This is a genomic window from Actinoplanes sp. NPDC049681, from assembly GCF_044465265.1.
In the GTDB taxonomy this organism is placed as follows: domain Bacteria; phylum Actinomycetota; class Actinomycetes; order Mycobacteriales; family Micromonosporaceae; genus Actinoplanes.
Map to the genome: position 1 here is coordinate 443,154 of NZ_JBITLP010000008.1, position 18,924 is coordinate 462,077.

General features: G+C 73.5%; 18 protein-coding genes. 9 read left to right on the top strand and 9 right to left on the bottom strand.

All coding sequences use genetic code 11. The annotated features are described in order from the left end of the window. Window positions 1-21: 21 nt before the first annotated feature. From ACIBO8_RS29630 to ACIBO8_RS29640, 3 genes are read left to right on the top strand one after another with little or no spacing between them, the layout of a single operon-like run. Window positions 22-558 (top strand): TetR/AcrR family transcriptional regulator, encoded by a 537-nt coding sequence (locus ACIBO8_RS29630; protein WP_396118630.1) that lies wholly within the window; start codon window positions 22-24, stop codon window positions 556-558. After that, the gene (locus ACIBO8_RS29635) at window positions 558-1,223 is read left to right on the top strand and encodes a lysophospholipid acyltransferase family protein (protein WP_396118631.1); all 666 of its coding nucleotides are present in this window, start codon (window positions 558-560) and stop codon (window positions 1,221-1,223) included. Before ACIBO8_RS29630 ends, ACIBO8_RS29635 begins: the two co-directional genes overlap by 1 nt. Before the next feature lie 4 nt (window positions 1,224-1,227). Then, a complete protein-coding gene (locus ACIBO8_RS29640) occupies window positions 1,228-2,142 on the top strand; it encodes a nucleoside hydrolase (protein WP_396118632.1) in 915 nt (304 codons plus the stop codon). Between the two features lie 2 nt (window positions 2,143-2,144). On the opposite strand, the gene ACIBO8_RS29645 is transcribed toward ACIBO8_RS29640, so the two are convergent. After that, window positions 2,145-2,786, bottom strand: coding sequence for a response regulator (locus ACIBO8_RS29645; RefSeq protein ID WP_396118634.1), 642 nt, complete (start codon window positions 2,784-2,786; stop codon window positions 2,145-2,147). A gap of 416 nt (window positions 2,787-3,202) precedes the next feature. Here ACIBO8_RS29645 and ACIBO8_RS29650 point away from each other — a divergent pair, with 416 nt between their 5' ends. Genes ACIBO8_RS29650 through ACIBO8_RS29660 form a run of 3 tightly spaced genes read left to right on the top strand, consistent with a single transcriptional unit; the run spans window position 3,203 to window position 6,816 of the window. Then, the gene (locus tag ACIBO8_RS29650) at window positions 3,203-4,858 is read left to right on the top strand and encodes a GAF domain-containing protein (protein WP_396118635.1); all 1,656 of its coding nucleotides are present in this window, start codon (window positions 3,203-3,205) and stop codon (window positions 4,856-4,858) included. Window positions 4,859-4,912: 54 nt separating this feature from the next. Next, the gene (locus tag ACIBO8_RS29655; protein ID WP_396118636.1) at window positions 4,913-5,875 is read left to right on the top strand and encodes an Acg family FMN-binding oxidoreductase; all 963 of its coding nucleotides are present in this window, start codon (window positions 4,913-4,915) and stop codon (window positions 5,873-5,875) included. Continuing rightward, on the top strand, window positions 5,872-6,816 hold the full coding sequence (locus tag ACIBO8_RS29660; protein ID WP_396118637.1) for an Acg family FMN-binding oxidoreductase: 945 nt from the start codon (window positions 5,872-5,874) through the stop codon (window positions 6,814-6,816). The genes ACIBO8_RS29655 and ACIBO8_RS29660 overlap by 4 nt, the downstream gene beginning before the upstream one ends. Window positions 6,817-6,820: 4 nt before the next feature. On the opposite strand, the gene ACIBO8_RS29665 is transcribed toward ACIBO8_RS29660, so the two are convergent. Continuing rightward, window positions 6,821-7,309: a MarR family winged helix-turn-helix transcriptional regulator gene (locus ACIBO8_RS29665; protein ID WP_396118638.1), complete on the bottom strand. Its 489-nt coding sequence runs from the start codon at window positions 7,307-7,309 to the stop codon at window positions 6,821-6,823. Window positions 7,310-7,386: 77 nt separating this feature from the next. Here ACIBO8_RS29665 and ACIBO8_RS29670 point away from each other — a divergent pair, with 77 nt between their 5' ends. From ACIBO8_RS29670 to ACIBO8_RS29680, 3 genes are all read left to right on the top strand, one after another. Beyond that, window positions 7,387-9,387: an MMPL family transporter gene (locus ACIBO8_RS29670; RefSeq protein ID WP_396118639.1), complete on the top strand. Its 2,001-nt coding sequence runs from the start codon at window positions 7,387-7,389 to the stop codon at window positions 9,385-9,387. A 227-nt stretch (window positions 9,388-9,614) separates the two neighbouring features. Continuing rightward, window positions 9,615-11,216 (top strand): hypothetical protein, encoded by a 1,602-nt coding sequence (locus tag ACIBO8_RS29675; RefSeq protein WP_396118640.1) that lies wholly within the window; start codon window positions 9,615-9,617, stop codon window positions 11,214-11,216. Window positions 11,217-11,362: 146 nt separating this feature from the next. Further along, window positions 11,363-11,965 (top strand): class I SAM-dependent methyltransferase, encoded by a 603-nt coding sequence (locus tag ACIBO8_RS29680; protein WP_396118641.1) that lies wholly within the window; start codon window positions 11,363-11,365, stop codon window positions 11,963-11,965. Between the two features lie 9 nt (window positions 11,966-11,974). Here ACIBO8_RS29680 and ACIBO8_RS29685 read toward each other — a convergent pair whose 3' ends face one another. The 7 genes from ACIBO8_RS29685 to ACIBO8_RS29715 all read right to left on the bottom strand — a co-directional run bounded on the left by ACIBO8_RS29685 (window position 11,975) and on the right by ACIBO8_RS29715 (window position 18,920). Then, complete coding sequence (locus ACIBO8_RS29685) at window positions 11,975-14,188, bottom strand: putative bifunctional diguanylate cyclase/phosphodiesterase (protein ID WP_396118642.1); 2,214 nt, start codon at window positions 14,186-14,188, stop codon at window positions 11,975-11,977. Window positions 14,189-14,345: 157 nt separating this feature from the next. Beyond that, window positions 14,346-15,404 (bottom strand): 1,2-phenylacetyl-CoA epoxidase subunit PaaE, encoded by a 1,059-nt coding sequence (gene paaE, locus ACIBO8_RS29690; RefSeq protein WP_396118643.1) that lies wholly within the window; start codon window positions 15,402-15,404, stop codon window positions 14,346-14,348. Window positions 15,405-15,406: 2 nt separating this feature from the next. Next, window positions 15,407-15,922, bottom strand: a complete 516-nt coding sequence (gene paaD / locus ACIBO8_RS29695) for a 1,2-phenylacetyl-CoA epoxidase subunit PaaD (protein WP_396118724.1) — start codon at window positions 15,920-15,922, stop codon at window positions 15,407-15,409. Then, complete coding sequence (gene paaC, locus ACIBO8_RS29700) at window positions 15,919-16,851, bottom strand: 1,2-phenylacetyl-CoA epoxidase subunit PaaC (protein WP_396118644.1); 933 nt, start codon at window positions 16,849-16,851, stop codon at window positions 15,919-15,921. The genes paaD and paaC overlap by 4 nt, the downstream gene beginning before the upstream one ends. A 10-nt stretch (window positions 16,852-16,861) precedes the next feature. Next, complete coding sequence (gene paaB, locus ACIBO8_RS29705) at window positions 16,862-17,158, bottom strand: 1,2-phenylacetyl-CoA epoxidase subunit PaaB (RefSeq protein WP_396118645.1); 297 nt, start codon at window positions 17,156-17,158, stop codon at window positions 16,862-16,864. Continuing rightward, window positions 17,155-18,081: a 1,2-phenylacetyl-CoA epoxidase subunit PaaA gene (gene paaA / locus ACIBO8_RS29710; protein ID WP_396118646.1), complete on the bottom strand. Its 927-nt coding sequence runs from the start codon at window positions 18,079-18,081 to the stop codon at window positions 17,155-17,157. The genes paaB and paaA overlap by 4 nt, the downstream gene beginning before the upstream one ends. Further along, window positions 18,078-18,920, bottom strand: a complete 843-nt coding sequence (locus ACIBO8_RS29715) for a 3-hydroxyacyl-CoA dehydrogenase family protein (RefSeq protein WP_396118725.1) — start codon at window positions 18,918-18,920, stop codon at window positions 18,078-18,080. The genes paaA and ACIBO8_RS29715 overlap by 4 nt, the downstream gene beginning before the upstream one ends. Window positions 18,921-18,924 lie beyond the last annotated feature (4 nt).

Consider the following 18,924-nt stretch of genomic DNA (forward strand, 5'->3'; position numbering starts at 1 on the left):
GCACCCTGGTAGACACTGTCTATGCCCGACGACCTGCGCGCCCGCCTGGTTGCCGCCGGCGTGGAACTCGTCGCCGAACGCGGCACCGGCGCCCTGTCCCTGCGCGAGATCGCCCGCCGCGCCGGGGTCTCCCACGGTGCGCCGCGACGCTGGTTCGCGACCCATCGCGACCTGCTCGCCGCCGTGGCGCGGGTCGGCTACGACCGGTTCTCCGCCAGGGTCGCGGCCCTCGACCTGGGCGGCGCCCCGCGCGACGGCCTGCTCGCCCTCGGCCGGCTGTACCTGGAGTTCGCCCGTACCGAACGCGGGATGTTCGAATTGATGTTCCGCCACGAGCTGCTCAGCGGGAACAGGGAGGGACTGCGCGAGGCCAGCAGGCCGCTGTTCGCGGTCCTCGCCGGACTGCTCGGCTCCGGCGAGCCGGCCGCGGCGGGCGCCTTCTGGGCCAACCTGCACGGCATCGCGCAGCTCTCGCTCTGGGGCAGCCTCGAGGTGGTCGGGACCGACGACGCCGACCTCCTGCTGCGGACGGCCGTCGACGCCTATCTGGAGGCCTGATGCTGCTGCCCCGCCTGGCCCGCGCCATGCTCGTCCCCGTCTCGCGGCTCATGTTCCGCCCGGTCGTCGAGGGCCGAGATCACATCCCCGGCGACGGGCCGGTCATCCTCGCCGCAAACCATCTGTCCTTCCTGGACAGCTTCCTCATCCCCCTGATGGCACCGCGCCCGGTCGCGTTCCTGGCCAAGGCCGAATACTTCACCGGTACGGGCATACGCGGCTTCCTCAGCCGCACCACCCTGACCGCCGTCAACGCCATCCCCGTACCGCGCGGCACCCACCGGGCGGCACAGGAGTCGCTGGAGACGGCCCTGACCGTGCTCAAGGACGGGCACGCGTTCGGCATCCATCCGGAGGGCAGCCGGTCGCGGGACGGCCGGCTCTACCGCGGGCGCACCGGGGTGGCCTGGCTGGCGCTGGCGTCCGGCGCACCGGTCGTGCCCGTGGCGGTGATCGGCACCGACCGGGTGCAGCCGATCGGCGCACGGCTGCCGCGGCCCGGCCGGGTGACCGTCCGGTTCGGCGAGCCGATCCGCTTCGGCCCGCCCGCGGGCAGCCCGGGCCGGGCGCGGCGCGAGGCCACCGACCAGATCATGGATGCCATCGCCGCGCTGTCCGGCCAGGAGCGTGCACCCGACTACAACAGCCTCTCCGGAACGGCGTGACGCCATGACCGGACCCGTCTACCTCGACTGCGACACCGGCGTCGACGACGCCCTCGCGCTGGCCCTGCTGCTCGGCACCACCGACCTGCTCGGCGTGGGCACGGTCAGCGGGAACACCGGCGCCGACCAGGCGGCGCGCAACACGCTGGACCTGCTGGCCCTGGCCGGGCGGGGGGACGTACCGGTGGCGGCCGGCGCCCGGCATCCCCTGCGAGGCCTCTTCGGCGGCGGCGCCGACCGCGTGCACGGCGGCAACGGGATCGGCGGGGTCGTGCTGCCCCGCGCCGCCGCCGACCCCGTCCCGGTCGCCGCGGCGGACCTGCTGATCACGCTGGCCCGCGCCCGCCCCGGCGCGCTGCGGGTGCTGGCCACCGGGCCGCTGACCAACCTGGCGATCGCCGTACGCCGTGAGCCGCGTCTGCCGGAGCTGGTCCGGGACGTGACCGTGATGGGCGGCGCCGTCCGGGTGCCGGGCAACGTGACGGGCCACGGCGAGGCCAACATCGCCACCGACCCGGAGGCCGCGGCCGAGGTGCTCGCCGCGGGCTGGCCGGTGACCCTGGTGCCGCTCGACGTCACGATGCAGCACTGCTTCGTCCCCGAGGACCAGGAGGCGCTGCGGGCCCACGGCACGCCGCTCGGCACCGCGCTGGCGGAAATGCTGACGGCGTACTTCGACTACTACGAGCCCGTGCTCGGTGAGCGGCGGGTGCCGCTGCACGACCCACTCGCCGCCGCCGTGCTGACCGGAGCGGTGACGCCCGCCGACGCGCCGCTGCTGGGGCTGCGGGTGGATGCGGAGTCGCTGCGCGGCAAGGTGGCCGAGGACCCCGACGCGGCGCCGCGCACCCGGGTCGTCCTGTCGCTCACCGAGCCGGCCGGTCCGGCGCTGCGCCGGCTGATCCTCGCCGGGAGCTGACCTCAGCGCGGGTGCTCGCCCAGCAGCCGGGTGGCGAGGACGGCGGCCTGGGTCCGGCGTTCCAGGCCCAGCTTCGCGAGCAGGCTGGAGACGTAGTTCTTCACCGTCTTCTCGGCGAGGAACATCCGTCCCGCGATCTCGCGGTTGGTGAGCCCCTCCGCCACGTACTCGAGGATGCGCCGCTCCTGGTCGGTGAGCGAGGCCAGCTCGCGGGGCTGCTCCACGCCGTGCCGGATGCGCTCCAGCACCCGCTGGGTCACCGCCGGGTCCAGCAGCGACTGGCCGCCCGCGACCCGGCGTACGGCGTCGACCAGGTCGGTGCCGCGGATCTGCTTGAGCACGTACCCGGAAGCCCCGGCCATGATGGCGGCGAACAACGCCTCGTCGTCCTCGTACGAGGTGAGGATCAGTCCCTTGATCGACGAGTCGACGGCGCGCACGTCCCGGCACACGTCGATGCCGTTGCCGTCGGGCAGCCGGGCGTCGAGCACCGCGACGTCGGGCCGGAGCGCGGGAATCCGCCGGGTCGCCTCCTGCGCCGAGCCCGACTCGCCCACCACCTCGATGTCCCCGGCGGCGTGCAACAGGTCGGCGAGGCCGCGGCGGACCACCTCGTGGTCGTCGAGCAGGAAGACACGGATCATGTCTCCTTCCTACCCGCCACGGGTCCCGGCCACCAAGGGTCCTAGGTCCCGTGTCGCGGGGCCTCGCAGCCCTGCCGCGCGGGAACGGCGCCCGCGACGATCGAGGCATGAGAACGTCACCGATCGTCGTCGGCACCGGCGGCACCACACCGGGCGAGGCCGCCGTCCGCTGGACGCGGCGCGGGCGCAGGGCCGCGGCTTCGCGAGCCTGCTGCTCGGCTCGGTGAGCCAGCGCGTCGCCACCCGTGCGGAGGGTCCGGTGGTCGTCCTCCGCCGGCGGCGGCGGAGGAACACGAACGCGACCGCCTGGAGCACGGGCTCGCGCCGTGGCAGGAGAAGCCCCACCACGCCGGATGCCCCGTGCTGATCGAGCGTGGCAGGCGGACCGCCCCGCGACCCCTCGATAGCATCGGGTCATGAAGGAGCCGCCGTCGCTCGGGCTCACCCCCCTGTCCCGGGTCCGCCTGGACGAGCTGCTGCAGGAGATGCTCGACCGCGTCGGCGAGGTCGTCACCAGCCGCGAGCGCCTGCGCGCCCTGCTCGACGCCGTCGTCGGCATCAGCACCGACCTCGACCTGCGCAGCACCCTGCAGCGCATCGTCCAGTCCGCCTGCGCGCTCGTCGGCGCCCGCTACGGCGCCCTCGGTGTGCTGGCGCCCGACCGCCGGGAGCTGTCCGACTTCATCACCCACGGCATCGACCCCGCCGCCCACGCGAAGATCGGCGACCTGCCCCACGGCCGCGGCGTGCTCGGGTTGCTCATCACCGACCCCCACCCGGTACGCCTGCCCGACATCACCCAGCACCCGCGCTCGTACGGCTTCCCGCCCCACCACCCGCCCATGCACAGCTTCCTCGGTGTACCCGTACGCACCCGGGACCAGATCTTCGGCAACCTCTACCTCGCCGAGAAACAGGGCGCCGACGAGTTCACCGACGACGACGAGGAGATCGTGGTCGCCCTCGCCGCCGCCGCGGGCGTGGCCATCGACAACGCCCGCCTCTTCGCCCTGGCGCGACGCCGCGAACGCTGGCTCGCCGCCGCCGCCGAGATCACCTCCGTGCTGCTCGGCACCGTACGCCGCAAGGAGGCCCTCCAGCTCATCGCGCGCCGGGCCCGCGAGATCGCCGAGGCGGAGCTGGTGCTCGTGCTGCTGGCCGACGCCGACGGTGCGCGCTACACCATCGAGGTCGCCGACGGCGCGGACGCGATGGTCGGCAAGACACTCTCCGTGGACCTCGAGGCTCTCGGCTCGGAGGGGACGAGCCTCGCCGACGTCGCCGACTGGCCCGGGCCGGTGCCGCAGGGCCCGGCCACCGCCGCGCCGCTGGCGGGCGCGGACATGCCGCAGGGCGTGCTCATCGTCGCCGGGGCCGCGATCGGCGGGGTCGACGACACGGCGCTGCTGTCCAGTTTCGCCGGGCAGGCGGCGCTCGCCCTGGAGCGTGCCCGCGCCCAGGAGGAACGCGAGCAGCTCGTGGTGCTCGAGGACCGCGAACGCATCGCCCGGGACCTGCACGACGTCGTCATCCAGCGGCTGTTCGCCACCGGCATGCAGCTGCAGGGCGTGGCGCCGCACGCGCTGCGCCCCGAGGCGGCCAAGCGCATCAACGCCGCGGTCGACGACCTCGACGCGACCATCCGGGACATCCGCCGGTCGATCTTCGAACTGCGCGCGCCGGTCGGGGCGTCGCTGCGGACCGAGCTGCGGGACGCGGTCGAGGCCGCCTCGGCCGCCCTCGGCTTCCGCCCGGCGCTCGACGTGTCCGGCCCGGTCGACAGCGCGGTGCCCGACGACGTGGTGCCCGAGCTGCTCGCCGTGGTGCGGGAGGCGCTGTCGAACGTCGCGCGGCACGCCCAGGCTTCCGCCGTACGCGTGTCGGTGCGCACCGCCGACGGCGAGGTGGCGATCCGCATCGAGGACGACGGCGTCGGCACCGACCCGGCGGCCGCCCGCGGCGGCCTGGTCAACATGGGTGAGCGCGCCCGCGACCTGGGCGGCACCTTCGAGATCGGTCCGGGACCGGCCGGCGGCACCGTGCTGAGCTGGCGCGTGCCGTTGGGGGCCTGAGGTCGGGACCTTCGGCCCTGAACGGCCCGGTGCCCCAGGCCGGATCGTGGTGGGGTGACCGACCTCGAAGCAGCCGCCCGTATCTCGCTCTACGCCCCCTCGGTGTTCAACACCCAGCCGTGGAAGTGGCGGATCAGCGGCGACACGATGACCCTGTACGCCGACCGCTCCCGCGCGCTGGCGGCCACCGACCCGGACGGCCGCCTCCTGCTGCTGAGCTGCGGCGCCGCCCTGCACCACGCCCGGGTCGCCCTCGCGGCGGCAGGGCACCGGGTGCGGGTCGAGCGCCTCTGCGACCCCGGCGAGCCGGACCTGCTCGCCCGGATCACCGTCACCGGCGAGCAGCCCGCCGACCCGGTGGCTGCCCGGCTCAGGGACGCGGCCCCCCGGCGGCGCACCGACCGGCGTGCGTATGCCGACCGCCCCGTCACCGACGCCCAGCTCACCACGCTCCGCCGGGCCGTGGAGGCCGAGGCCGCGTACCTGCACGTCGTGCGCCGCGACCAGATGCCGATGCTGGCGATCTCCGCCCAGCTGGCCGGGGACGCCGAGGAGCTGGACCCCGCGTACCGGGAGGAGTTGCGGCACTGGACGAACCGGCCGCAGGGCTCCGGCGACGGGGTGCCCGCCGCCACGGCGGTGCGGCCCGCGCTGCGGCGCGTCCCGGTGCGCGACTTCGTGCCGGACGGCGAAGCGGGGCTGGAGGCGGGCACCGGGTACGACGCCGGCACCGCGTACGTGATCATCTTCGGCCTCACCGACCGGCCCGCCGACGTCCTGCGCGGCGGCGAGGCCATGTCGGCGCTGCTGCTGGCCGCCACCGCCGACGGCCTGGCGACGTCCCCGCTCAGCGACGCGGTGGAGGTCGAATGGCCTCGGCAGCTGCTGCGCGGCCTGCTCGCCGGCATCGGCGAGCCCTACATCGGCGTCCGGATCGGCTATGCCGAGTCCCCCACGCCGCCGCCCGCCGCGCCGCGGCGCGAGCCGTCCGACGTGATCGAGAAAGTACGGCCATGACCGGATACACCGCCGACGACCTGCGCACCGCCGCCGCGGCAGCGGTCCGCGCACCCTCGTTGCACAACTCGCAGCCCTGGCGGTTCCGGCTGCACGACGGGGTGATCGAGGTACTGGCGGACCGCTCGCGGCAGCTGACCGTCGCCGACTCGACCGGCTGGGCGGTGCGTATCGCCTGCGGCGCGGCGACCTTCAACGCCCGGATGGCGCTGGTGGTGGCCGGCCGCCCCGCGGAGGTCCTGCTGCACCCGCACGGCGATCTCATCGCCCGGCTCACGCCGGCCACGCCGCGGCCCGCGACCTACCCGGAGGCCGATCTCGCGGCGGCGATCCCGCGGCGCTTCAGCAACCGGCGTCCCTTCTGGCCGGACGCGGTGCCGTCCGAGATCCGGGTACGGCTGATCGAGGCGGCCCGCGCCGAGGCGGCGTGGCTGGACCTCCTGGTGGGCGGGACCGCGCTGACGGCGTTCGGCGAGATCGCGCGCAGCGCCGACCGGGTGCTGCGCCGGGATCCGCACTACCAGGCCGAGTTCTTCGCCTGGGCGCACGCCGACGCCGCCCATGACGGCGTGCCGGTGACCGCGGGCGCGCCGGCCGTCGAGTCGCACGACCTGCTGCCGCAGCGCCCGTACTCCGAGCGCCGGCGGGCGGCCGGCCGGGACTTCGAGCCCGAGCCACTGCTGGCCGTGCTGGGCACGGCCGCGGACCGGCCGGTGGATCAGGTGGCGGCGGGCCAGGCACTGCAGCGGGTGCTGCTCACCGCGACCGACGCCGGGCTGGCGACCTCCATGATCTCCCAGCCGATCGAGGTGCCCGCGGCGCGCGAACAGCTGCGGCGGTCGCTGGGCCGCACGGGCATCCCGCAGATCGCGCTGCGGATCGGCTTCGGGCAGGCGGGGCGGGTCACGCCGCGGCGGCCGCTGGATGAGGTCCTGGACTGAGGGGTCAGCCGGCCTGGCGTACCTCGTGGTGGTGTGCCGCCAGCGCCTCGTTCATGGCGGCGAGGAAGCGGTGCACCGTGGTCAGTTCCGCATCGTCGAATCCGGCCATGACCTCATCCGTACGCTGCCCCAGCGGGCCGAAGAACGCCGTCGCGAGCGCCATCCCGGGTTCGCCGTAGCGCAGGTGCACCACCCGGCGGTCCGTGCTCTCCCGGCTGCGCCGCAGGTGCCCGGAGCGCTCGAGGCGGTCGATCGCCGCCGTGGTCGCGCCCGAGGACAGCCCGATCTCCTCGCCCAGCCGCCCCGGCGTCAGCGGATCGCCACGCCCCTCGGCGTGCATCACCGCGATGAGCGCCTGCAGGTCAGTCGGATGCAGCCCGTGCCGCTGGGCGAAGGCATGCCCGACCTGCTGCGCCTCGACGCTGTACGACCGCAGCAGGGTGACGATCTCCTCCCGGAGCCGGTCGCGCTCCGATTCTCTCGCTCGGTACACACCGCCAGTGTTGCAGATCCGGGCTCCGTCGCGGAGAATCTCGATTGTCGAGATACTTTGTGGTGGAGGGATTTACCGTGCTGCGTACGCTCACCGGCCGCCTGACGGCCTGGCTCGTGCTGCTGGTCGCCGTGCTGGCCGCCGGGGCGGTGATCGGTCTCGCCGGGGACGTCCGTACGTCCCACGACCCGACCGCCACCCTGCCCGCCGGGGCCGAGTCCACCCGGGTCGCCGCCCTGCAACGCCAGCTGCCGTCGGGGCAGAGCAACCCGGCGCTGATCGTCTACAGCCGCGGCGGCGCGGCCCTGACCGAGGCGGACACGCGGAAGATCACCGCGGACGCGAGCGCCCTGCGCGCCTCCTCCCCGCCGGTGTTCTCGCCGGGCCGGGACGCGGCGCTGATCGCCGTACCGTTGCCGGCCGACCTGGCCGCCGACAAGCTCATCGCCGAGGTCGGCGCCCTGCGGCAGACGGCGAAGGCCGGCCTGCCCGCGGGCCTGACCGCGCAGGTCACCGGAGGGGCGGGATTCGCGGCGGACATCGCCGACAGCTTCACCGGCGCCAACACCAACCTGCTGATCGTCACCGTGGTCGTGGTGGCCGTGCTGCTGCTCGTCACGTACCGCAGCCCGGTGCTGTGGCTCGTACCGCTCGCCGTGGTGGGCCTGGCCGACCAGGTGAGCAGCGGCCTGGTCGCGGTGCTGTCCCGGCACACCGGCCTGACCATCGGCGACTCCACGGTGGGCATCGTGACCGTGCTCGTCTTCGGCGCCGGCACGGACTACGCCCTGCTGCTGATCTCCCGCTACCGCGAGGAGCTCCACCGGCACGAGGACCGCCGCGAGGCGATGCGGCGGGCTCTGCGCGGCGCCGGTCCCGCCGTCGCGGCGAGCGCGGCGACGGTCGTGCTCAGCCTGCTCACCCTGCTGCTGGCGCGCCTGGGCGACACGGTCGCGCTGGGCGTCACCGCGGCGCTCGGCATCGGCGTGGCGGCGCTCTTCGCCTTGATCGTGCTGCCCCCGGCGCTCGTGGTGTGCGGCCGCGGACTGTTCTGGCCCTTCGTCCCCCGCACCGGCACACCGCTCTCGCACGGCCTCTGGTCGCGCGCCGGCACCGCGGTCGCCCGCCGTCCGGGCCTGGTGACGGTGGTGTCCATCGTGGTCCTGGGCGCCCTGGCGGCGGGCATCCCCGGCACGAGCCTCGGCCTGTCCCAGACGGAACAGTTCCGCGTCGAGGCGGAATCGGTGGACGGCCTCGGCACCCTCAGCCGCTCCTTCCCGGCCGGCGCCGCGAGCCCGGTCGTCGTCCTGACGCCCCCGGAGCGGGCCCGGGAGGTGCAGGCGGCGGTCGCCTCCACGCCCGGCGTGGCCCAGTCCCGCATCGCCGAGCAGACCCCGTCGGTGGTCCGGATCGACGCGGTGCTCACGGCGGCGCCGGGCACGCCCGAGAGCTACACCGCCGTCCGTACGCTGCGCAGCACCGTCCACGCCGTACCCGGAACCCTGGTCGGCGGAAGCGTGGCGACGGACCTGGACAACCGCGACGCGTCCCGGCACGACCTCGCCGTCATCGTGCCCGCCATCCTGCTCGTCGTCCTGCTCGTGCTCGGCCTGCTGCTCCGCGCGGCGGTCGCGGCGCTGCTGCTGATCACCACCGTCATCGCGAGCTTCGCGGCGGCGCTCGGCGCGGGGTCCCTGCTGTTCCGCGACGGCCTCGACAACCAGGTGCCGTTGTTCGCCTTCCTGTTCCTGGTGGCGCTCGGCGTCGACTACAACATCTTCCTGGTCACGCGCGCCCGCGAGGAGGCGGCCGACCGCGGCACCCGGGACGGCATGATTCACGCCCTCTCGGCGACCGGCGCGGTCATCACCAGTGCGGGAATCCTGCTCGCGGCGGTGTTCGCGGTGCTCGGCGTTCTGCCGATCATCACGCTGACCCAGATCGGAGTCATCGTCGGCCTCGGGGTGCTGCTGGACACGCTGCTCGTGCGTACCCTCCTGGTCCCGGCCCTGGCCACCCTCCTGGGTGACCGCTTCTGGTGGCCGGCGAATCCGCGAAAAAAGTCGGCCCGGGTTTGAACCCCCCGGCATCATCCGTTCGGATGATGCCCCCGGTTCTGGGACGACCCCATATTTCTTCTTTAATTCGTCCCTAAGAATGCCTGAAAAATATGGCCGCAAATGGCTTTCCGATGCCTCGGAACTTACCGTCTGGGGGCCAGCTCAGAAGGGGGCCGGAAACGGCGTCGGCAGTCATGCGAATGGTTGCTGACGATGAGCGTGAGACTACAGAAGAGGTATCACCCATGCGAAGGTCGTCTTACCGCCGGGCCGCTACCCGCCGGGGCCCCGACCGTCGTGTCATCGCCGCGGTGGCGGTCCTCGTCGCCTTCGGTGGTGTCATCGGCATCACCCAGATCTCGAACGCCGGCGAGAACAAGGTCGCGGCCTGCGCGCCCGCCGCCGGCACCGCGGCACCCACCGGTTCGAAGGCGGCGACCGACCCGAGGGTCGGCACCTACACGGACAAGGACGGCGATGTCCAGCACAAGGGCGACGGCCAGCTCGCCAAGGGCGAACAAGCCGGCGCGCCCGAGCCGGCCGGCGAGTGCAAGGACGGCAACACCGTCAAGAAGACCGTCAACGGCCTCGAGATCACCACCAACACGTGCGCGGACAGCCGCCTCACCCCGCACGACGGCTTCCAGAACGGCAACCGCTGCGTGTCCACGGAGTTCGGCGAGGTGGGCGAGGCGGCGAAGAACCCGACCCTGCTGATCACCGAGTTCCCGCGGCAGGTCAAGGTCGGCGAGCCCTTCACGCTGAAGGTGAGCACCCGCAACCTCGTCCGGGACCGCTTCCTCGCGGCCGGGCAGGGCGGCTACTACGTGGAGAGCTCGGTCCTCACCGACCAGGGCCTGGTCCGCGGCCACTTCCACACCGCCTGCCGGATGCTGCAGAGCACGAAGGAGGCGGTGGACCCGGCTCCCGTGCCCGCGTTCTTCGTGGCCACCGAGGACAAGAAGGGTGGCGCCCAGCCGGACACGGTGACGATCCAGGTGCCGGGGATGCCGCAGGCGGGCGTCGCCCAGTGCGCGTCCTGGGCCGGTGACGGATCGCACCGGGTCCCGATGATGCAGCGCGCCAACCAGACCCCGGCGATCGACGCGGTCCGCGTCCTCGTCGAGGGCGGCGACAACAACGGCGGGGACAACAACGGCGGCGGCAACGGCGACAACAACGGCGGCGACCAGGGCGGGAACAACGGCGGCGGCCAGGATCAGCCCACGACCCCGCCGGCCGACAACGGCGACCAGGGTGGCAACAACGGCGACAACAACGGCGGCGACCAGGGCGGCAACAACGGCGGCGGCCAGGATCAGCCCACGACCCCGCCGGCCGACAACGGCGACCAGGGCGACAACGGTGGCGGCCAGGGCGACAACGGCAACGGTGGTGCCACCACCCCGCCCAAGACCGAGACGGGCACCACCCCGCCCAAGGCCCCGACCGTGACCATCCCGCCGAAGAAGGACGACGAGCCGACCAAGGCACCGAAGCCGGCGAAGACCACGACCGCCCCGGCGGACGCGGACGACGAGGAGTCCGGCTCGGACGCTTCCCCGGTGCGCAACGAGTCCGGCAAGACCGCCGCCCCCAAGCCGGCCAAGTCCTCGCAGGCGGCGACCGCCGCGGGCGACGAGGAGGAGGACACCGGCGCTCCCGACGAGCCGGAGGCGACCGAGACCACCGAGGTCCGCGACGTCCAGGCGTCCGGCGGCAACCGGCTGGCGCTGACCGGCGCCAACGTGATGACGGTCGGCCTCGGCGGGGCGGTGCTCATCCTCGCCGGCCTGCTCGCCCTCAGCGCGACGCGCAAGCGCCGGGCGGAGATGCGCGAGGACTGACCGGGATCACCGTACGCACGAGACGGCCGGGCCGCGCCCCTCGGGGGCAGGTCCGGCCGTTTCGCTCCCCCGGTACGCCGGACGGCCGTCCGAAGAGGACAGGGGGACCATGGTTCCCGTCCGGGCGACCCGGTAGGTTGCGCCCCATGGAGGCATTCGACCAGCTCGCCGAGCTCTACCAGGGCGAGCACAGCCACAACCCGTACCAGGCCGCGCTGATCGAGCGGATCGACTCGCTCGTGCCCGCGGCGGCCGCGATCCTCGACCTGGGCTGCGGCACCGGAGTCCCCACCGCCAAGATCTTCACCGAGTCCGGCCACCGGGTGGTGGGCGTGGACATCTCCGAGGGCATGCTGAAGCTGGCCCGCGACCAGGTGCCGGCGGCCGAGTTCGTGAAGGCCGACGTGCGGGAGCTGCCCGGCGACTTCGGCACGTACGGCGCCGTGACCGCCTTCTTCTCGCTGCTCATGCTCAGTCGCGCGGACATCCAACGGACCCTGGCGAAGATCGCCGGCTGGCTCGAGCCGGGCGGCTACTTCGGCCTCGGCATGGTCAACCTGGACGCCGACAGCCTTCCCATCGAGTTCCTCGGCGTGCCGGTCACCGTTTCCGGATATCCCCAGGACGAGCTGGCGGCCCGGGTCACCGAGGCGGGTCTCGTGGTCGAGAGCGCCGAGACGGTCGACTTCACCCCGGCGGGCGGCCCGCCGGAGAGCCAGATCTTCGTCCTCGCCCGCCGCCCGGAGTGAGGCGGGCTTTCAGCTGAGGGCCGCGACGCCGGTCTGCCGAGCGAGCAGCGCGCTCACCGAGGCCGGATCGCCGGGCCGGCCGAACAGGTATCCCTGGCCCTGGTCGCACCCGATCCGGCGCAGCATCTCCCACTGGCCGTCCGTCTCGATGCCCTCGGCCACCGTCTGCAGCCGCAACGCCTGGCCCAGGCCCACCACCGCGTCCACCAGCGCCACGTCGTCCGCGTCGGTGTCGACCTGCTCCACGAACGTACGGTCGATCTTGATGATGTCGACCGGCAGCTGCTTGAGGTAGTTGAGGGAGCTGTAGCCCGTACCGAAATCGTCGATGGCCAGGCGCACGCCGAGGCGCCGCAGCGCGCCGAGCGTCTCGATCGCCGCGGCCACGTCCTCCATCAGCATCGACTCGGTGATCTCCAGGGTGAGCGAGCTCGCCGGGATCCCCGCGTCGGCCAGGGCCGCGGCCACGTCGTCCACCAGGCCCTCGTACTGGAACTGCCGGGCCGACAGGTTGACGTTGACGCGCAGATCGGCCGCCGCCGGCGTCTCCCGGCGCCAGCGCGCCAGCTGCGCGCAGGCCTGCCGCAGGACCCACCGGCCGAGCGGCACGATCAGGCCGTTCGCCTCGGCGTTCGCGATGAATTGGTACGGACCCAGCAGACCCCGCTCCGGATGCTCCCACCGCACCAGGGCTTCCACACCGGTGAGCTGCTGCGTCCGCATGTCGACGACGGGCTGGTAGAGCACGAGGAACTGGTTCTCGGCAAGCCCGCGTTCCATGTCGACCCGCTGCTGCGCCTCCTCCAGCACCGAGCGCGACATCGACGGGTCGAACACGGCGTAGCCGTTGCGGCCGGCGCGCTTGGCGGCGTACATGGCGAGGTCGGCGTCGCGCAGGAGCTGCTCGGCGGGGCGGGTACCACCCGAGATGCCGATGCTCAGCGAGCAGCTCACCTCCCGGCTGCCCAGCCGGACCTGGTCCCGGCCGGCCCGCAGCAGGCGTTCGGCCAGCCTGACCGCCGACGGCTCGTCGATGTCCTCGAGCAGCACGGCGAACTCGTCGCCGCCGAGCCGGGCCAGGGTGTCGCCGGGCCGCATCTCACGCCGCAGCCGGGTGGCGAGGGCGACCAGGAACTCGTCGCCGAGGCTGTGCCCGAGGTCGTCGTTGACCAGCTTGAAGTCGTCCAGGTCGATGAGCAGGACGGCCACGTCGGTGCCGCGTACCCGGGCCACCGCCTGCTCGAGCCGGTCGCGGAAGAGCGCCCGGTTGGGCAGCCCGGTCAGCGAGTCGGTGAACGCCTGGCGGGTCAGCTGCTCCTCGAGCGCGCGGCGCGTACCGATGTCGCGCAGGCTGATGACCGCCGACCGCAGGTCCGGATCGTGGATCCGGTTCGTCCCGATGACGTCGAGGTAGACCCACGCCCCGTCGGCGCTCCGCATGCGCACCTCGGTGCGCGACGTGTGCCCGGCCGGCGCGGCGAACAGCGCGTGCAGCCACGCCCGGGCACCGGGCAGGTCGTCCGGATGGAGGAGCTCACCGAGCATCGGCCCGGTGAGCTCGCCCGGCGCCAGGCCGAGGATCGACCGCACCGAGCTGCTGGCGAAGCGCACCTTGTTGTGCACGTCGACGGCGAAGACGGCGTCCGACGACGCCTCGAGGAGCAGCTCCGTGCGGCGCTCGCTGGACCGCCGCCGGGCGTCCAGCCGCCGCCGGCTCTGCGCGTTGACCGCGCACACGGCCGCGACGCTGGCCATGATCGCCGTGAAGATCACCATCGCGATGAGGTCGACCTGGGTACGCAGCGGTAGCAGCACCAGATACCCGCCGACGGACGCCACGCCCAGCCCCACGACGACCCGCGGCTTGTAGAGCGCCGCGGAGGTGACGAGCACCAGGGCCACGCACGGCAGGTAGGCCATCGGGCCCTCGGCGTCGGTCGCCCCGAACAGCCAGATGGCGGGCAGCTCGGCGACCCACCAGAGCACCAGCCACCGGCGGGTACGGCTGCTACGCACGTACCTGGCCCACGGCAGGCCCACCGCCCCGGCCTGCACCACGGCGGCCACGATCAACGGCAGCATCCACCACCGCGCCTGCGGCGGCCAGGACGCCGCAACGCGGATGCTGCCCAGCAGCGTCACACCGGCGGCGATGAACGCGCCTATCCGGATCTGGCGCGCCCAGTACTCCACGGTGTGGTCGTCGATCTCGACCCGTTGCACGCCCTGCACCATCGGCGGTTGCCGCCGGGGTGTGAGAACTTCGGCACCCCGGGTATGCGGTCGATCACATGGCGTTGCGGGATCCGTGCAGCTAAAGCGCGCGGCTGTCCCTGAGTTACCGCACCCCCGTGCTCGGCAGCATGCTGTCCCACCCGCCTCAGTCGTCGAAGTCCACGACCACCTTGGCGGACACCGGCACGGACTGGCACGTGAGCACGAACCCCGCGGCCACCTCGGCCGGTTCGAGGGCGAAGTTGCGCCGCATCCGCACGTCGCCCTCGACGACCCTCGCCCGGCACGTGCCGCACACCCCGCCCTTGCACGCGAACGGAAGGTCGGGCCGGGAGCGCTGGGCGCCCTCGAGGATGGTCTGGCCCTCCGGCACCGCCGCCGTCGTCGACCGCCCGTCGAGGACGACCGTCACGTCGCTGCTCGGGCCGGACGGCTCGCGCTCGTCGCGCAGCGGCTCGGGCGGGGCCTCGTCGACCCAGAACAGTTCCCGGTGGATCCGCTCGGGCGCCACGCCGAACCCGCCCAGCACTTCGGTGGCGTCGGTGACCATGCCGAACGGTCCGCACAACCACCAGTGGTCCACGGCCGGCACGTCGATCAGCAGCGGCAGCAGCGTACGGAGTTTGCCGGCGTCCAGCCGCCCGGTCAGCAGCTCGACCTCACGCGGCTCCCGCGAGAGCAGGTGCACGAGCTCCAGCCGCGACGGGTACGCGTCCTTCAGGTCGGCAAGATCCTCGGCGAACATGACGGTGTCGGCGCGGCGGTTGCCGTACAGGATGGTGACCTGGGCGCCGGGCCGCTGCAGCAGCGACGTGGCGATCGACAGCACCGGGGTGATCCCCGAGCCGGCGGCGATGAGCACGTGCCGCCCGCCGGCCTCGAGGTCCGGGGTGAACGTCCCGCTGGGCGGCGCCACCTCCACCTCGTCGCCGGGGCGCACCTCGCGCACGAGCCACGAGGACACCGCCCCACCCGGCACCTCGCGCACCCCGATCCGCGGCCGGCCCCCCGCGGGCGCGCAGATCGAATAGGTACGCCGTTCGTCCACCCCTTCACCGGTACGCCGCACGGTCAGCGACTGCCCCGGCCGGAACGCGTACCGCTCGGCGAGACCCCCAGGCACGTCGAAGGTGACGGCGACGGCGTCCTCGCAGAGCCGCTCCACGGCCGCGACCCGCAGCGGATGAAACTCCCGCACCACCACGGTCAGATCTCCTTCACGTGCTCGAACGGCTCCCGGCAGGCGGGACACCGCCGCAGGGCACGGCAGGCGGTGGCGCTGAACGCGGCGATCTCCTCGCTGCCGGGGTGCCCGCACCGGGGGCACGGCACGGACCGCCGCGGCGCCCCGAGCGTCAGCGGCACCGGCCCGCCCGCCCGGCGCGGCGCAGGCCCGGGCGGCGAGATCCCGGCGGCGGCGAGCTTCTCCCGCCCGGCAGCGGTGATCCAGTCGGTGGTCCAGGCCGGGGTCAGCACGGTACGCACGTCGACCCGCGCATACCCGGCCCCGCGCAGGGCGGCGGTGAGGTCGTCCCGGATCGCATCCATGGCGGGACACCCGGAGTAGGTCGGCGTGATGGTGACGACGACGCCGTCCGCGGTCTCCTCGACGTGGCGCAGGATCCCGAGGTCGGCGAGTGTGAGCATCGGCAACTCGGGGTCGGCGACGCGGCCGGCGACCTCACGGGCGCTGGTCGCGGCGGACGCGGGGGCCGGGGTCACCACGAGCCTCCGGGTAGTGAGCGGGCGATCGCCTGGAGCTCGGTGAGGATCTCCGCCAGGCCCGGCGTGTGCAGCCCGTGCCGGCCGCCCTTCTCCGATCCGGTGCCGGGCGCCGCCACATCCGCTGCCGCTCCCGCTTCTGCCGCAGCGGGCCCCATCCCGGCCGCTCCGGCGGGGCGCAGCTTCGCGGCCTCGATCACCTGCGCCCACACGGCATCGAACTCCTCGCGCAGCCCCGACGGGTCCACCGCGACCCCGGCCTCCGCCAGTCGCAGCTCGGTCTCGTGCGCCACGAACAGCTCGCCGAGCAGCGGCACCACCGCGTCCATGGCCGCCTGCATGCGCTCATGGGAGAGATCCGTGCCGTCGCCCAGGCGGACGACCCACTGCGCCGCGTAGTCACGGTGGTAGGTCACCTCCTTGACGCCCTTGGCCGCGATCGCCGCGAGCACCGGGTCCAGCGAGGCGGTGAGCCGGTCGAGCAGCGCGAGGCGCCACGTGGCGAAGGCGAGCAGGCGGGCGACCAGATGGGCGAAGTCGGCGTCCGCGCGCTCGGTCAGCCGTACGTTGCGGAACTCGCCCTCGTCGCGCAGGTAGGCGAGCGCGTCCTCGTCGCGGCCGGCGCCCTCCACCTCGGCGGCGCGGCTGAGCAGGAGCCGGGCCTGGCCCAGCAGGTCCAGGCCGATGTTGGCGATCGCCAGCTCGTCCTCGAGCTCGGGCGAGCGCGTGATCCACTGCTGCAGTCGGTGGGACATGATCAGCGCGTCGTCGCCGAGCATCACGCAGTACGCGGCCAGCTCGGCCCGGTCCACGCCGGCGGGCACGGCCGTGTCCACCCCGGCGAGCGGGTCGGCGAACCCGGTGCCGTACGCCCACCGCGCATCGTCGTCGTGGTCGGTCAGCGCCTCGTAGGCGGCGTCGAAGGACATGGTGATCCCCTCAGATGTGCGGTACGGACTCGGGGATCGCGTAGTACGTCGGATGGCGGTACATCTTGTCGCCGCTCGGAGCGAAGAACGCTTCCTTGTCGCCGGGGCCGGAAGCGACCACGTCGTCGGAGCGCACGACCCAGATGCTCACGCCCTCGTTGCGCCGGGTGTAGAGGTCGCGCGCGTGGTGCAGCGCCATCTCGTGGTCGGCGGCGCGCAGCGATCCGACGTGGACGTGGTTGAGCCCTCGCTTGGCCCGCACGAACACCTCGAACAACGGCCACTCGTGCTTGATCTCGCCGCTCATGCCGGCACTCCCGCTCTCTTCGCCGCGTGCGCCGCGGCTGCCTCGCGCACCCAGGCGCCGTCCTCGTCCGCCTTGCGCCGGTGGGCGATCCGCTGGGCGTTGCACGGCCCGTCCCCGGAGATCACCCGCTTGAGCTCGTCCCAGTCCGGCGTCCCGAAGTCGTAGTGGCCGCGCTCGGTGTTCCAGGCCAGCTCCGGATCGGGCAGCGTGACGCCCAGCGCCTCCGCCTGGGGCACGGACATGTCGACGAAGCGCTGGCGCAGCTCGTCGTTGCTGTGCCGCTTGATCTTCCAGGCCATCGACTGCGCCGAGTTGGGCGACTGGTCGTCGGGCGGCCCGAACATCATCAGCGAGGGCCACCACCAGCGGTTCACGGCGTCCTGCACCAGCTCCCGCTGGGCCGGCGTGCCACGCATCATGGTCATCAGCAGCTCGTAGCCCTGCCGCTGGTGGAAGGACTCCTCCTTGCAGATACGGATCATGGCCCGCCCGTACGGCCCGTACGAGCTGCGGCACAGCGGCACCTGGTTGCAGATGGCCGCGCCGTCGACGAGCCACCCGATGACGCCGACGTCCGCGAACGACAGCGTCGGATAGTTGAAGATCGACGAGTACTTCTGCCGGCCCTCGATGAGGCGCCGGGTGAGGTCGCCGCGGTCGGCGCCCAGCGTCTCGGCGGCCGAGTACAGGTAGAGCCCGTGCCCCGCCTCGTCCTGGACCTTGGCCAGCAGGATCGCCTTGCGGCGCAGCGACGGCGCCCGCGTGATCCACTCGCCCTCGGGCTGCATGCCGATGATCTCGGAGTGCGCGTGCTGGGCGATCTGCCGGATCATCGTCTTGCGGTAGCCGTCCGGCATCCAGTCGCGAGGCTCGACCCGCTGGTCCTTCGCGATGGTGTCGGCGAAGACCTGTTCGTCGTTCATGACGCCTCCCAGCCGTAGAAGCCCTGCCCGGTCTTGCGGCCCAGCTCGCCGCGGGCGACCTTCTCCCGCAGCAGCCGCGGTGGCGCGAACCGCTCGCCCAGCTCGCGGTGCAGGTGCTCGGCGATGGCCAGCCGCACGTCGAGGCCGACGAGGTCGGTGGAGCGCAGCGGTCCCATGGGGTGGCGGTAGCCGAGCTCCATCGCGCGGTCGATCGACGCGGCGTCGGCCACCCCCTCCTCGAGCATCCGGATCGCCTCCAGGCCCAGCAGCACGCCCAGGCGGCTGGTGGCGAACCCCGGCGAGTCCCGTACGACCACGGCGGTCTTGCCGAGCTCGGCCGCCCACGACGCCGCCGCGTCCCGCACGGCCTCCCCGGTCTGCGGGCCGACGACGATCTCGACCAGGCTGCTGGCCGGCACCGGGTTGAAGAAGTGCATGCCGACGAACCGCTCCGGCCGGCGCAGCCCCTCGGCCAGCCCGGCGATGGACAGTGAACTGGTGTTCGTGGCGAGAACCGCTCCCTCGCCGACGGCGGTCTCCGCGGCGGCCAGCACCTGGACCTTGAGCGCCGCATCCTCCGGAACGGCCTCGACGACGAGGCCGGCGTCGCCCGGCAGCTCACCGGACAGCTCGACGCGCTCGAGCACCACCGCGGCGTCCTCGGCGAGCTTGCCGCGCTCGGCGGCCCGCCGCAGGCCGATCGCGACCCGCTCCCGCGCGGCGGCGGCAGCTGCGGGGTCGCGTTCCACGACCGTGACGACGGCACCGGCCGCGGCGAAGACCTGGGCGATCCCGGCGCCCATCCGCCCGCCGCCGATGACGCCGACCCGCTTGGGCACCCCG